This is a genomic window from Bradyrhizobium rifense, from assembly GCF_008123425.1.
Lineage (GTDB): Bacteria > Pseudomonadota > Alphaproteobacteria > Rhizobiales > Xanthobacteraceae > Bradyrhizobium > Bradyrhizobium rifense.
This window is the reverse complement of record NZ_VSSS01000021.1, coordinates 36,181-49,196: the sequence shown is the minus strand read 5'-3', so window position 1 is coordinate 49,196 and position 13,016 is coordinate 36,181. Positions and strand designations below refer to the sequence as shown.

Sequence of the window (13,016 nt, the reverse complement as noted above, 5' to 3'; positions counted from 1 at the left end):
CCTTCGGTACTGACGGTCTCCGATGCTGAGACCCAGACCATTGGCATGGAACGGCGTCAGGACCGGCGCGAAGGGCGGCATCAGCGGCGTGACGACCGTCGTATGGGGCGCACCGAACGACGTGAAGATCGGCGGACAAGCACAGCTGCTGGCGCGGCTCCAGCGGGTACAACTACCGGCTCAGCTAAGTAATTCCGGGCGGCCCGGGCGACGTCGCTGGATGGCGGCGTTGCCGCTCCTCCGCCGTGCGCGCTGTTCTGCGGGTCAGTATCGTGGCGTGGTGATGACGCGATGACGCCCGCTATCGGTCACCTGTCCGCGCCGGGACGATAAAAAAGCCGCCACCGGAACCAAGCGGAGACGGCTTCTTTCTCGCTCGCGAGACGAGCCCTTACCGCCCCGCCCCAACGCGATTGACGCCACCATTTGCATTGCCACCGGCGTTATGACGGACCGCAGCGCGCGCCACCGGACGAGGCCTAAGCACGACGCCTGCGCGGGCAACGCAGCCGGCCGGATATTCAGTGTACTGGCAGTACACGACCGCCTTGGCTGGGGCTGGGTTGAGAGTGAGACCTGCAAGCCCCAACAGGGCGCTAGCAGCAATCCCGGCAACAGTCGCTGACTTGATCGAAAGACGCTTCCTCGGATGCATGGTGGACCTCCCTCTTCGCGCTTGCGTCACTGAAAAATGACGGGAGCCGCCTCAGGTGCGGCTGATCATAGCGTGAGCGCCAAAGGATCGCTGACGTTGACCTAGATCAACGGAGGGTGTGTGCCGATGTGTCGCTCCCGTTGTGACGCTGGCGCGCTCGGCGTGCTGATGAAGCGATGACGTGGTGTCGTCCGCCATCGGTTTGCCAGTCCGCACCCGGGTTGGCGCGCTTTAAGTCAGTCGCGCTGACGATAGCGATTAGGCCGAAACGGAATGTCGTCGATGTACGGTCGCACAACCCGCTTGGTCTTGAGCATGTCGCGCCACGCATAGGCATAAAACGCGATCAAGACAGATAGAAAGGACGTCCACAACAGGATGATCCACTTCATCTGCGCCCTCCTCTCGATGTAGGCGAGCAGATAGCGTCTATGCGTATCGGAACCCAGTTTGGAGGTGCTTGCGTTAGATCAACACTTGGGCTGATTTTGGCATGGCCTATGCGACGTCACGAGCGCGATGTTCCTAGCGCGTCAGAATAGCGGAACCTGGATATCGACCCGGTGCCCGTGCTGCTCCAGAGACGCCTCTAGCGCGCCGGGAAACTTCGGACGCTTATTTGAGCGGTGCTTCGCACGCCGATCGCATGAGAAGCTCGATGTCGGTCTTCGAAATTGCGAAGCGGGCCGGGTCGATCGGCACGGCGAGCGGCGCGGTCCTGACGCGCCGGAGGAGCCAAGCGCGGAAGTCACGCCGGTTAAGCCGCAGTGCTGCCCGCAGGAACGCCTCCGCAAACCGCTGGCGCTGGCGATCATCGAGCCTTGCCCGACCCTGCATCCCGGCCTCAACCAGATCAATGCGCTGCCGCATCTCGCGAGAACCTTCGCTCAAATCAGCAAACGAAAGCACGAAAACAAAAAAACGAAATATTCTCAATAGGCGCGGTCGCGCGGTCCCCCCGGTTAGTCATGTGCCCCAAAGGACCCGGAAAATGATGGGGGCACACAAAAAGAAAGGCCGCCTGCGTTGCCACAAGCGGCCCAAGTCTAGGGAGGAAACGCCCAAGGAGGGCAACGATAGCAGGGAGCTATCGCATACCCTTAGCTAAGACGATCGCGATCAGCGGCTCAATTGAACGTAAGGGGCGATGGAACGATACAAAGGTTTATGGTCCTGTCGGGCTTACTTGCTCTGCTGCTTGAGCGCCCACAGCCGGTCTACATCGCGCACCAGCCTTTTGGATCAGATGCAGCGCCTAGAAACTTTTTCAGAAATGGGCGTCAAACAAAAAGCCGGGCAAAATGCCCGGCCCATTGTGCTGACAACAGCGTCTAAGATGAAGTCAGTATCTCGCGGCGACAGGAGGTGTTCCCAATCCGCCGAAGCGATAGTTAAAGCGCACGGTGACCATGTCCACGTCCTGCTTGACCCCGTCGCCTAAGAGGGTGACCCCACCGGGCGTGACCACGCCTGCGAAGGAGGAGTTGTCACGCCCCATCCAGAGATGGTCATATTCAACACCGACCGACCAGTTCGGTGCGAAACCATATTCCCAGCCCACACCAAGGGCGCCGCCCCAGCGCGTGTGACCTGCCGAGGCGAGGCCGACCCCGGTGATGTTGTTGAACACGTCAAAGCGATTGTGAGTGACGGCCGCGCCGCCCTTCACGTAGAGCAGCGATGCGTTCCATGCCCAACCGAGTTGGGCCGTGAAGAGGCCAATGCCATCGGTTTTCCCTGTGGTTGAAATCAGCGGATCGATCAGGCTGACGCGCGTATTCTTGATGTCAGCCCAATCGCCCTGTGCTTCCAGTCCGAACACAAACTGATTGGTTTGCCAGCGATACCCGATCTGTCCGCCAACAAGGCCTCCGGAACGATCAGCGCAACCGCCTGCGACTGTCCCTGCGAGCGTGACGAAATCCACACAGCTGTGGGTTTGGCCCCAGCCGCCGTTGGCGCCGATGTAGAAACCGGTCCAGTCATAGATCGGAGCGACCACCGGCGGCGGCGCCTTGGTGTAGGGGCGAGCCGCCAAATCGGCCGCCGACGCAGGGGCGGATAGAGCCACGGCCATCATCCCGGCCGCGACAATCAGAAGCTTTTTCATTACGAGCAATCTCCCCAGAAAGAAGTTCAAAAGGCACGACGCCCACCTAAGGAGTCGATGCTATCCCGTTCGTCCGCAGGTTGATGTAGCCAAGCCGCAACACTCGGCTCAGATGTTTGGCGGGAATTCTTTATTTATATTAAGGACTTGCAGGGAACCAAATGCCTGCCAACGTGCATTAAATCGCGAGCAGGGCTTCCGGTCGACCGTTGGCCTGCAGCATGGGAGCCCCCGCGCGAACCGGCGTCACAAGCTTGTGGCATGACCATTGCACAATTCAGGATAACTGGGATTTTAGCGCTCGGTTAGAGAATAAGCGCTGCCGGGACGCTTATTTCGAGTCCCGGCGACGCTTCACTTCCTTTCCCTTGCGCCACCGCTACGACGCATCTTGTTTCGACAGAGGGGGTATTGGCGCATGGCATACGACACGGCAACAGTACATTTGCTCCGCGACGTTCTAGACGACGTTCTTTCCAGTCCGTCATTCACTCGTCAGCAGCAGCGATCTGCTCTGGAAGTTGCCGAGCGCGTTCTCTTGCTCGCTTCCCAAGGCGAGCGTGAACCGATCAGGATCAAGCGACACCTGCTAAATGAGTTTTTGGCAAAAGAAGACCGGGCTCCTTTAGGCTGATTCGCAGTACCATCTGCCTTTGACCCAGACGGTTGTCCGGCGACTTGGTCGGAGGCAGCTTAAACCTTCCGAATTGCTCCATTCGCCGTTACCGTCTCATTTCCTGATGGGAGGATGGAAATGAGACGACGAGAGTTCATCACCCTCCTGGGCGGTGTGGCGGTCTCAGGTGAGCTTCCCGTACGCGCTCAGCCTAGGCATATCCCGCGTGTTGGCATTGTCTGGATCGCTTCCCAAACGGTGGTAGGGCCATTCCACGACGCATTCCGCGAAGGACTACGCGAACTGGGCTATGTTGAGGGCCAGACCATCTTCATCGAAGCGCGCTTTGCACAGGGAAAACTCGAGCTTCTCCCAGGAATCGCCGAAGAGCTGGTACGAGCCAAGGTCGATGTCCTCGTTGCGCCAGCCACTGCTATTGTTCAATCCCTGAAGCAGGTAACGACGGCGATCCCCATCGTGATGGCAAATGTTGCCGATCCGGTCGGGTTCGGCTTCGTCGAGAGCCTGCAACATCCCGGTGCAAACATCACCGGCTTTTCAAATTTGATGGTCGAGCAGGTGGGCAAGAACATCGAATTGTTCAGAGAGGCACTCCCGGACCTGTCCCGGCTTGCGGTGCTGGTGGATCCGGCGGCGCCGGATGCCACGCTCGTGTTGAGGGAGGCGCGGGCTTCGGCACGGGTCTTGGGCTTTTCTCTCCATCCGGTGGAAGCTCGCCAGCCTGAGGACTTTGATAGCGCGGTCAGGCAGGCAAGCGATCAAAATTGTGATGGCCTGCTGGTATCGACGGTAGAGGGACTTTTCTTCGTCAACCGAGCCCGCATTATCGAGGCCGCTGCAAAACATCGTATGCCGGCTGTCTTCGCTGCGCCGCCGTTCGGACTTGCCGAGGCGGGCGCCTTGTTGAGCTACGGCGCGAACACTCCTGACATGCTCAGGCGCTCCGCCCGATACGTCGATCGGATCATTAGGGGTGCGAAACCGGCAGAGCTTCCGGTGCAGCAGCCTATTAAGTTCGAACTCGGCGTCAACTTGAAAACGGCCAAGGCCCTTGGCCTCACCATTCCACGGCGGCAGCTCTTCACGCGGTCCGCTCACCAAGGCATGGCGGACCAGATTTGCTCACGTTGAGTTCTTCGCACTTTGACCCTTCTCAGACATGGGGCCTTTTGACGTCCGACCCGCTTTCAGCAGTTTGAGATCGCGCGCGCGCGCCGGATCGGCTATCGTACAATCAGAAACCAACCTCATAGAGCTCGGACCCGTTGACGAGGCCGTTCCGTGGTACCTGAGATTCATTATGCAAAGAGCGGCGATGTCCATATCGCCTATCAAGTCTTTGGAAATAGCCCGGTCGATCTTATCATTATTCCCGGATTTATTTCGAACATCGAGCACTATTGGGACTGGCCAGAAGCAGCTCGCTGGCTGAATCATTTGGCAAGCCGGGCTTGAGTTATCTTGTTCGACAAACGCGGCACCGGTCTTTCCGATCGCCTCGGGCAACTGCCCAATCTCGATCAGCGAATGGATGATGCGCGAGCCGTGATGGATGCCGTTGGGGTCAAAAGAGCCGGGGGTGCTAAAGACCAATAACCTTAAACCGGTGGCGAAGGGGGTGGCGCTGCGCGACATCGCTGACGAGATCATCGTTTACGAGATTCCATAAATAGCGGATTTGATCCCGAACAGCCTCGCGAACTTCGAGCTGAACACCTGGCTTCAAGACGCATGAGCCTCCCTTGCTCTCCGCATCGGGCGTGCTGACGAGGGTAGCAGCCCCGCATGTCTCTTTTGGGTCAAAATGCGAAAGACTCAACCTGCGCAAATCGAGTCCGCCATGCCTCACTGAGCGGACCTCAACGAGTGCGCACCCGAAATACGTGCCGCTCTGAGGAACAGAGCATTCCTACTTTTGTTCAATGGTTTAGGGAGTTCGCAAAGGAGAACGCTATGACTGTTGCCAATAGGCTATTGATCTGGGGTGCACTGCTCGCCTTCGGCGCAAGCACCGCTAACGCCGGTCCATGTAACACCGGGAGCCGCGATGCGGGCTCTGGGAACGTGCCGGGCTACACAGGACAAACAGTCGGTTCCACGGCGACGGACCAGCAGCATCCACCTACATCCGCCATGAACAAAGCGGCGGAGAACACGGCCACGTCGTCAGAAGATGCGAAGCGTCAGATGCAGGCTCAGCCTACCGTTGCCGAGCAATCGCAGCAGACCAAGGCCGCACCCTCTGGGCAGCCACAGAAAATGACGGCTGGCACGCCCGAGCAGACCAAGCCGGCGCCAAATGAACAGTCAGAGAAGATGACTGCTGGTGCGGCCCAGCCCGCGCCCTCTGGTAAGAAGCCGGGCGGGTCCGAGGAAGGCTGCTAAGGCGAACGGAGGTCCCGCCATCGAAGGCCGACCTCACATCGTCGCGATGGTCGTCCCATCCGCTGGCAGGCCATTAAGCGCGACAGTGACGCAGGAGGCTACGGGTCAAAAAGCGAAGAGTTCGACGTGACCAAATCCAGTCCGCTATGCCCCGTTGAACGGAACACGATCAGCCGTGCGCCACGGGTGACATTCGAAAATGAAAGAGGCCGCCAACTGAGGCGGCCTTACTTTTAGGTTGGTGGCTTTAGATCGGACGAGTTCAGCCATTCAGCAATGCGGCCGGCGACATCGGATTCGTTGGCCTTCTTCAAAAGGGCCTCTTGCTCTGGGCTCGGCGGCAGTTGTTCTGCCTTTTCTCTCGCTAACCTGGCTTCCTTGATGAGCCGCTCTCCAAGCGCTTTATCCGGTTTGAATCTGAAGCGCTTCATGACTTCCTCCTGTCACAAAGTTCGTCCTGCTTTAAACTCTCAAGCGGCACCGTAGTTCTACGGAACTCTACACCTCATGTTCGCGCAGCGAAATACCTCGGTCGCGACGTGTTCTAGCGGACCAAATTCCTTGAGCTATCTTAAGGGTCACCCGGGACCTGAATTAGGACACTGCCAAAATCACCTTAGGACGCTGAGGGTTAAATGCGGACAATACCCCGTTAGCGAAAAGGAACGATCGGTGAACGCAGAACATCGCCCGAACGAAATTGAGGGTCACAGGCTGCCCTTGGCAGGCTGCTTCACCTTGGTCGGCTCATCTCCGGGAAGCAGACATCGCGGCTCCGCGGGCGAAGGTCAGCAACGGGCCAACAGCAGAATTCGAGGTTCAAAAGTTTGCTAAGAAATGACTGTTCGGGTTTAAACCAAAGCGTCAGCAAACATCGGCGCGCGATTTTCCAGATTGGTCCTGACCGCCTCAACCTGATTGGGACTGCCGAGCAGCGCGCGTTGTTCACTGGTCTCAGCGGTGAGCGCGGACAGCGCGTCGCAGGCGACGGCCTGATTGAGCAGCCGCTTCGCGGCACGGATCGCGTCCGGACTGCGCCCCGCGATGTCGCGGGCAGTTGCCAATGCTTCAGTGAGGGGATCGGCGATCACGCGCGTGGCGAAGCCGTAACATGTCCGGATCCAGCGCGTTCATTTTGTCCGCGCGATTGAGCCGGACGTGGGCGATGCCATCCGTCATCGACAGCCGAATGCGATCTTTCATGACATGATCTTCTTTACGCTAGGCAGAAACATATTCATCGCGCCCGCCGCACGACAGCTCATGCGGCGGGCATTTGCGCCATGGATTGAGGCACGGCCTCGGAAAATCCCGAGCGCCATGAAGGATGCGCCGGTTGCCAACCAAGTTCCTTTTTGGCCTTGGCGTTTGATCCCGCGCGCACTTGCGTCATCATCGAAACCAGATGCTTCCCTGCGACTACTCGTGCGATCCACGCGGGCAGGCCATGCGGCTCCTTCGCACCTATGATCTTGGCCAGCGTCGGAAGCCAATCGCGGACCTGGGCGGGATCATCGTCTGTAATATTATAGATGCTGCCGGGCTTGCCGCGTTCGATGGCTTTGACCGTAGCCGCAGCCGCATCATCGACATGCACGAACGACCACCAGCCGGCGCCGTTACCTATCACCGGGGTGCGCCGGTTGCGCACCTGCTCCAGCATGGAGCTATCGAGTAGCCCCGTGCCGGGTCCGTAGAACGAGCCGTAACGCAGAACGATACCTTCCGGCTGCACCGAGCCGGTGACGGTTCGTTCCAGATATTGGATCGCACGCAAGGTTAAACGCTGTTTCGCGGGCGGATCGGGATCCAGCGCATCAACTTCGGTTTTGACAGCGCCGCCGACGCGCGCGTAAGGCCAGCCACAATAACTCTGGGCAACTAAGCGTTTGACGCCAGCCTCCCGCGCGGCTGTCAGGAGGATGTCGGTCCCCTTTGTCCTCAATTCGTTGCTGCTTGCGAATACGCGGTCGAAGTGCCGCAGATCGGTTGCTCCGGAGAGATCGGTCATTTCGTGAACGACGGCATCCGGCCTGATCAACGCCAGCTTCGCCCGTATCGCAGCGGCATCGAGGCCGTCGGCAATCACGGGGTCCGCGCCCATCCTTTTGATGAATTCGGCCTTCGTGGCAGTGTGCGTGAGGCCCGTCACCGAATGGCCTGCCGCGATCAGCGCGGAAACGAGCGGACGCCCGACGGCGCCGGTGGCGCCAGCAACGAATATTTTCATGGCGGGTTCCTCCAATTTTCGCTATACCTACCTAAGAGTAGGTTAGGTCAACCTAAGATTGGTTGTGCATGAAATCAAGCCCCCGAAAGCGGCTGACGTTCGACCAGCGGCGGAACACGATTCTCGCCGCAGCGACCCGCCTATTTGCTCGCAAAGGCTACGACGGCGCCTCCATGAGCGGGATAGCGGCCGCAGCCGGTATCACAAAGCCGGTTCTTTACGATCACTTTGCGTCGAAGGACGCGCTATTCGAGACGTTGCTGCGTTCGATCCGTGATGATTTGCTGGCGAAGGGACGCGCCATCGGACAATCAACCGCCAGCGAGGAGATCAAGTTCCGCTCGGCGGTCGATACCTTTTTTGCGTTCGTCGAGGCGCAGCCGGACGCGGCGAAAATCCTCCTGATCGTCCCGCAAGGCAATCCTGTCACCGTCAAGCTGTCGCGCGACGTGCAGCAAGGAGCGACGACTGCGATCTCGCAGCTCTTGAAATCCTATCTTCCAGCCGGGGGAACCTGGCAGTACGAAGCTGCCGGCGAATTTCTCAAGGAAGGTCTGCACGCTTTGGCAAAATGGTGGCTAAGTCATCCCGGTCATAGTCGTGACTCGATCGTCGATCTTGTCATGAAGGCATGCTGGACAGGATTTCAGCCAGTCAAAGCTGGTAAAGCTTGCAGGTAATATTCAGTTACCGTAACTGCCAGTGCATCAGCTCCGATGGCTATCGGGTTAGCCGCGCTGGCTTTGTCCGCTTCGGGTCTCGGCTGTGTGAAAACGCGAAGACGCTCAATCGCGACAGAAGAACTTGTTCGTCCAAGATCGTTCAGCCGCTCAACGCGCAAACGAACTCAACTTAAAAGTCGAACCTGAAAAATATCATTCTCGCCGCGTTTCGATTTTTTGGGTTTTTACACAGCCAGGGTCAATCGCGTCGGTTTGCCCCCGATGTGATGACTTCCGGTCTGACCGGATAAGCCGACATCGTCAGATCGGACCTGCATGTCTCGAACGGGCCAACAGGCGACATGGCACACCACAGCAAAAAAATCCCGGCACTTGGCCGGGATCGATACTTCACGCCTTGTTCGTAAACCAAATCGTTGGAGCTCCCGCCACTCCCGCATTCTGCATGGCGATCTTCAATTCAGCACTCTCCGCGAAGGCTTGCGCAGCTTCAATCGTGGCAAACTCGTGAGTTACTGTGATGTCATTGGGATTTTCGACTGCTCGGTAGACAGCCTCGGCTGTTACGCCCTTCGCCTTTTGAACCGGAGCAAAATCGTCGTAAGCCTTCCGCCAGATCTTGTAGTCGGAAACCGTGTGTCTAACAAACATAGTCGTCATCAGATGTTCCTCCCTGACTGGTCGTAACAATCTTTCCACGAACGCTTGAAACAGCACTTCCAGTAGCACCAGTATAATACCGGCCACCGCTTGGAGCTATTTCATTTCCGGGTTGCACTGAGGCCATCGGACGTTTGCCCTTTGTCCGATAGAACGGCCTCATCAGTCGGATGTCCGCTGGGGCGGTCAGAAGCTGACGAAAGTCTGCGCAAATGCCCGCGTCCACTTTGGGTCCCAACAGGCGACATCGCGAGAACGGCCGCGGACTGAGGCGGCGGTCGCGTCGCTTACGATCGTTTGCGTATACGCATGCCCTCTGGGTAATTTGCCCGCGATGCACAATTTTTGTGTGCTCATCGTTCTCACAGAGTGCTCAAGAATTTGACCACCGTATTTGGATGAACGGTGGTGCCGCGATCGCCGTGAAAAACAATGGTCGGGACAGGCGGACGGTCTCCCCTGCAACGGTGATTACCCGCAAGGAGTACATCCCTTGCGCTATGGCGCGGGGAGCTGGCTTGCGCGCATGTTCGTATGGCCGGGCAACTGTGGTACCGCGTTCCCAGCATGCTCTGGCCCCGGCTCCGCTCCAGCCTCGGAGTTGGGGCCGAGTATTGGCGCGTCGAGCGACCGCGACGAGGAACTGGCTCCGGAGAGCGGCTCCGTCGGGACGAAAGCCGGTACTGCGGGTTGCGATCTCACAGTCCCGGGAACGGACGTGGTGAACAACGGCCTCGGCAGTGCCGGACGATTTCTTCGGTTTGGCCGCGCCTCTCCTGAGATTACAAGGGGAGTTCAAGCATGGAGCTCACCGACTTGGAGCGGGACTTCCTGAAAGCCCTTCTCGACGGGCCATGGCTCAGCCCCGCGACCTTCGATCACGAGATCGTCGCACGCATCGTCGAACTCGGCCTGGTCGAGAGCGGGCCGCTTCAGTCGGGAGAGATCGAGTACCGCATCACCGAGGCGGGTCGGGCGGCGCTTCGCTGAACCGACGGAGCTCGGCCCTACCCTTCCTTCAGCGTCCTCTTGACGTGGCCCACGGGCCAGCTTTCGCTTTCGGCGATCACGCGCACCTTGGCGCCGCCGCAGACCAGCACGTGCGAACCGAGGTCATCCTCGGCGTGAGCGACGGTGATTTCGGTCTCGGGTTTCCAGTTCAGCGTCAGGTCGAGATCGCCGGGGAAGATCCGCCAGCGCGAGCCATCGTCGAGCTCGACGATGTGGCTCTCGGAATGATATCTGATCTTCATGGCGCGGCCGCAGTGCCCGTGCTACTTCCGCGCCGACGGGGCCTGGGCGTTCGAGTTGTTCGGGTTCTGCTTGTTGGCTTCGTGATGTCCGATCACGCATCCCGCCGCGGCGCCGAGCTTGCCGTGTCCGGCCATGTGGCCAGCGACCCCGCCGACGATGGCGCCCTTGATGCATCCTTGGCTTCCACCGGCGAGGCCAAGGCGAGTGCGGACAGGCAAACAATGACCAAGATCGTTTTCATGATCCTTCTCCGAATTGACGACGCTTCGGGGGATCAAGTCGCCTGGAGAATGGCCGTTCCGCTCGATATCGCGGATGCTCGCGGAATACACGGTTCGCACAAGCGTAGCCCCCCTTTTGGAGGCTTGGGGCGGGGCCACGCAGGCCGCGCTTGCGCGCGAACCTGCTAGACCAATCCGGGCCGACCGGGCTCGTTCCCTTTGGTGCACCTCGGAAGGTTCTTCGTGCGCGAATATTGAAGACTCCGGCTGCGGACGGCGTATGATCGGCCGCGGGGATTTCAGGGATGGCTGCCTCGACCAACGAGCGTCCGATGTGTCCTGTGTGCAAGCACCGGATGGCGTTGGCGCGCATCTCTCCCGGTCCCCGCGGATTCGATGAGCGCACCTTCGAATGCTCGACTTGCGAGCGTACCGAAGTGGTCCGCTTCGCCGTGGATCCGATGCAGACGGACGCGGTCGGCTGGCTCGCCGGTGAACTGAAGCCGCCAAACTGAAATTCGGTGTGAGTGGGGGTGGCGTGATGGACGAGGACTTCTGCAAAGAACAGACGCAACGCATTCGCGCTTTGGCCGAACGGGCCGATCCCTTCACCAGGCGCCGTCTGTTGGTGCTGGTCGGCCGATACGCCCCCAGGGTGGCCGGTCCCTTGAAGGCCGCCGAGCGGCCGCTGCCGGTGCGCGCCACGCCGCCGGCGTCGATTCCTCTCGGGGTCGGGCGAGGCGTGACCAAGGGCGCCATCGAAGTCCGGTGCGACGCTTGCGGCGGCGTGGGATCCCTGCCCGCGCGGGAGTCCGAACCCGGCCGCAGGACTTATCCGGGCCGCTGCGTGAAGTGCGGAGGCAAGGGCCGTATGCCGGCGAAGTCCAGGTGAGGTGCGGCTGTCCGGATGGACCTTCGCGTCGACGTACGCTTTTCGTGCCTTCGACAAACCCTTGGATAAGGGTTCCCGGAACGAATCACACCTCCCGGCGCTTGAATCCTGACTCGTTGTACATGGCAACTATGAATTGAGGAGGCGAGAATGGTCCTGATAGGACTTGGCGCTCTGCTCGTTCTTGGCGGAATCTTGTACATGGTACGCGCTACTATTTGGCGGGGATCGCTTAGTCGGCCCGCTGGCGATACACTGGAGCCGACGCGGCGCGGTGTGGGATTCTTGGGGGTCGGAGCGAACTGGCCAGGCATTCTCCTTGTGGCAATCGGTGCCGTTCTATTGGTGTTGGGGCCGGCCTCTAGCCTCAGCCACCCGCCGAGCAACGGTAAAGTCGTTGTCCAGCCAAATCGACCAAAGGCCGGAATTCCGCAAGAGCAGCCCTTGGTCCGCTCAGGGTAAAAGCGTCGTTCTAGTCGCCGCTAGTCACTTCCGGTCCGCCCGGATTGACGGACGATTGGGGATCCGCCCATGGGCATCGCGTGGGGGTGATCCTTAGGGGCGGTCCAATCACGTACCGCCCAGCACCTTTGCGAGCAATTGCACTTGGCGCTCCGATTGAAGGACAGCGAGGCACATCCACCAAACGCCAAATCGGCCGCCGTCTCACCAGTGGCCACATTGCCGAAAGAAAATCCTTGAAAAACAGCGGCCAAAACACATTCTGCCAAAGTAGTGCTAGGCCGTATACTCATGAACCGGCGGCGAAGTCCGCTTCGCTCCGATACCGACCTCCTTTGCGCAACCGCGGCAAATGTCGCGATGGGCCAAAGGTTGCCCTCAATAGCCAGCATGACCGTGGTCCAGCTCACCTCTCGGAAGCGGACGCGCCGGCGCGCTAAGCGAGTGTTAGCAACGGGCCCAAAAGCAGACTCATGCGGCGCAACAAAACGAACTCCTTCCGATCGCCGATTCGGCGTCGGAAATCACCAAGATGACCGCAGCGCCGAGACCCGCAATCGATTTTGTGGCCGCGGCATTTCGCGTGTGTGGATGGACTACTCTTTTGGCTTATTTTGAACAGCACGAGCAAAATAGTCGCGGGCTATCGCGCAGAGCTGCCCGCATCCGCGCAAGCAGTTCATTCATCTCAACGGCTCCGTAACGCCTTGGGCGCGGTTTTCCTGGTAGTAACCGGCGCAAAATACTCAGACGCGATTCGCTCTCAAGCCGCTTATTTCCGCATTGCCGAATACTTCGGAACGTCGGCATGAGGTAACCAGCAGTGC

16 protein-coding genes and 1 pseudogene are annotated in these 13,016 nt (G+C 59.4%); 6 read left to right on the top strand and 11 right to left on the bottom strand.

Annotated features, from left to right (window positions below; all coding sequences use genetic code 11):
- Positions 1–391: 391 nt before the first annotated feature.
- From FXB40_RS49115 to FXB40_RS12525, 4 genes are all read right to left on the bottom strand, one after another.
- Positions 392–655 (bottom strand): hypothetical protein, encoded by a 264-nt coding sequence (locus tag FXB40_RS49115; RefSeq protein WP_148772505.1) that lies wholly within the window; start codon positions 653–655, stop codon positions 392–394.
- Positions 656–891: 236 nt separating this feature from the next.
- Positions 892–1,047, bottom strand: a complete 156-nt coding sequence (locus tag FXB40_RS47860) for a hypothetical protein (RefSeq protein WP_187436840.1) — start codon at positions 1,045–1,047, stop codon at positions 892–894.
- Positions 1,048–1,270: 223 nt separating this feature from the next.
- Entirely contained in the window at positions 1,271–1,525 is a 255-nt protein-coding gene (locus FXB40_RS12530) for a hypothetical protein (protein WP_148772504.1), read from the bottom strand.
- Between the two features lie 472 nt (positions 1,526–1,997).
- A complete protein-coding gene (locus FXB40_RS12525; protein WP_148772503.1) occupies positions 1,998–2,765 on the bottom strand; it encodes an outer membrane protein in 768 nt (255 codons plus the stop codon).
- Positions 2,766–3,519: 754 nt separating this feature from the next.
- On the opposite strand from FXB40_RS12525, the gene FXB40_RS12520 reads away from it, so the two are divergent.
- On the top strand, positions 3,520–4,533 hold the full coding sequence (locus FXB40_RS12520) for an ABC transporter substrate-binding protein (protein WP_187436839.1): 1,014 nt from the start codon (positions 3,520–3,522) through the stop codon (positions 4,531–4,533).
- Here FXB40_RS12520 and FXB40_RS12515 read toward each other — a convergent pair.
- Positions 4,525–5,052 (bottom strand): hypothetical protein, encoded by a 528-nt coding sequence (locus FXB40_RS12515; protein ID WP_148772501.1) that lies wholly within the window; start codon positions 5,050–5,052, stop codon positions 4,525–4,527. The genes FXB40_RS12520 and FXB40_RS12515 overlap by 9 nt on opposite strands.
- A 303-nt stretch (positions 5,053–5,355) precedes the next feature.
- Here FXB40_RS12515 and FXB40_RS47855 point away from each other — a divergent pair, with 303 nt between their 5' ends.
- Positions 5,356–5,787 carry a hypothetical protein gene (locus FXB40_RS47855; protein ID WP_187436838.1) on the top strand — a complete coding sequence of 144 codons (432 nt, stop codon included), beginning with the start codon at positions 5,356–5,358 and terminating at the stop codon, positions 5,785–5,787.
- Positions 5,788–6,020: 233 nt separating this feature from the next.
- On the opposite strand, the gene FXB40_RS12505 is transcribed toward FXB40_RS47855, so the two are convergent.
- From FXB40_RS12505 to FXB40_RS12495, 3 genes and pseudogenes are all read right to left on the bottom strand, one after another.
- The gene (locus FXB40_RS12505) at positions 6,021–6,218 is read right to left on the bottom strand and encodes a hypothetical protein (protein ID WP_148772500.1); all 198 of its coding nucleotides are present in this window, start codon (positions 6,216–6,218) and stop codon (positions 6,021–6,023) included.
- A gap of 420 nt (positions 6,219–6,638) precedes the next feature.
- Positions 6,639–6,896, bottom strand: a pseudogene (locus tag FXB40_RS12500) (enoyl-CoA hydratase); the annotation flags it as partial.
- Between the two features lie 152 nt (positions 6,897–7,048).
- Positions 7,049–8,017, bottom strand: coding sequence for an NAD-dependent epimerase/dehydratase family protein (locus FXB40_RS12495; protein ID WP_148772498.1), 969 nt, complete (start codon positions 8,015–8,017; stop codon positions 7,049–7,051).
- Between the two features lie 68 nt (positions 8,018–8,085).
- On the opposite strand from FXB40_RS12495, the gene FXB40_RS49870 reads away from it, so the two are divergent.
- A complete protein-coding gene (locus tag FXB40_RS49870; RefSeq protein ID WP_210352159.1) occupies positions 8,086–8,697 on the top strand; it encodes a TetR/AcrR family transcriptional regulator in 612 nt (203 codons plus the stop codon).
- A gap of 393 nt (positions 8,698–9,090) precedes the next feature.
- On the opposite strand, the gene FXB40_RS12485 is transcribed toward FXB40_RS49870, so the two are convergent.
- The gene (locus FXB40_RS12485; protein ID WP_148772497.1) at positions 9,091–9,360 is read right to left on the bottom strand and encodes a cyclase; all 270 of its coding nucleotides are present in this window, start codon (positions 9,358–9,360) and stop codon (positions 9,091–9,093) included.
- 801 nt (positions 9,361–10,161) lie between these two features.
- Here FXB40_RS12485 and FXB40_RS12480 point away from each other — a divergent pair.
- Positions 10,162–10,350: a hypothetical protein gene (locus FXB40_RS12480; protein ID WP_148772496.1), complete on the top strand. Its 189-nt coding sequence runs from the start codon at positions 10,162–10,164 to the stop codon at positions 10,348–10,350.
- Between the two features lie 17 nt (positions 10,351–10,367).
- On the opposite strand, the gene FXB40_RS47850 is transcribed toward FXB40_RS12480, so the two are convergent.
- Complete coding sequence (locus FXB40_RS47850; RefSeq protein ID WP_187436837.1) at positions 10,368–10,613, bottom strand: hypothetical protein; 246 nt, start codon at positions 10,611–10,613, stop codon at positions 10,368–10,370.
- Between the two features lie 21 nt (positions 10,614–10,634).
- On the bottom strand, positions 10,635–10,832 hold the full coding sequence (locus FXB40_RS12470; RefSeq protein ID WP_430647155.1) for a hypothetical protein: 198 nt from the start codon (positions 10,830–10,832) through the stop codon (positions 10,635–10,637).
- 308 nt (positions 10,833–11,140) lie between these two features.
- Between FXB40_RS12470 and FXB40_RS12465 the strand changes: the two genes are divergently transcribed.
- Positions 11,141–11,350, top strand: a complete 210-nt coding sequence (locus tag FXB40_RS12465; RefSeq protein ID WP_148772495.1) for a response regulator — start codon at positions 11,141–11,143, stop codon at positions 11,348–11,350.
- A 26-nt stretch (positions 11,351–11,376) separates the two neighbouring features.
- Positions 11,377–11,727, top strand: a complete 351-nt coding sequence (locus FXB40_RS50125) for a hypothetical protein (protein WP_347339759.1) — start codon at positions 11,377–11,379, stop codon at positions 11,725–11,727.
- Positions 11,728–13,016: the final 1,289 nt, after the last annotated feature.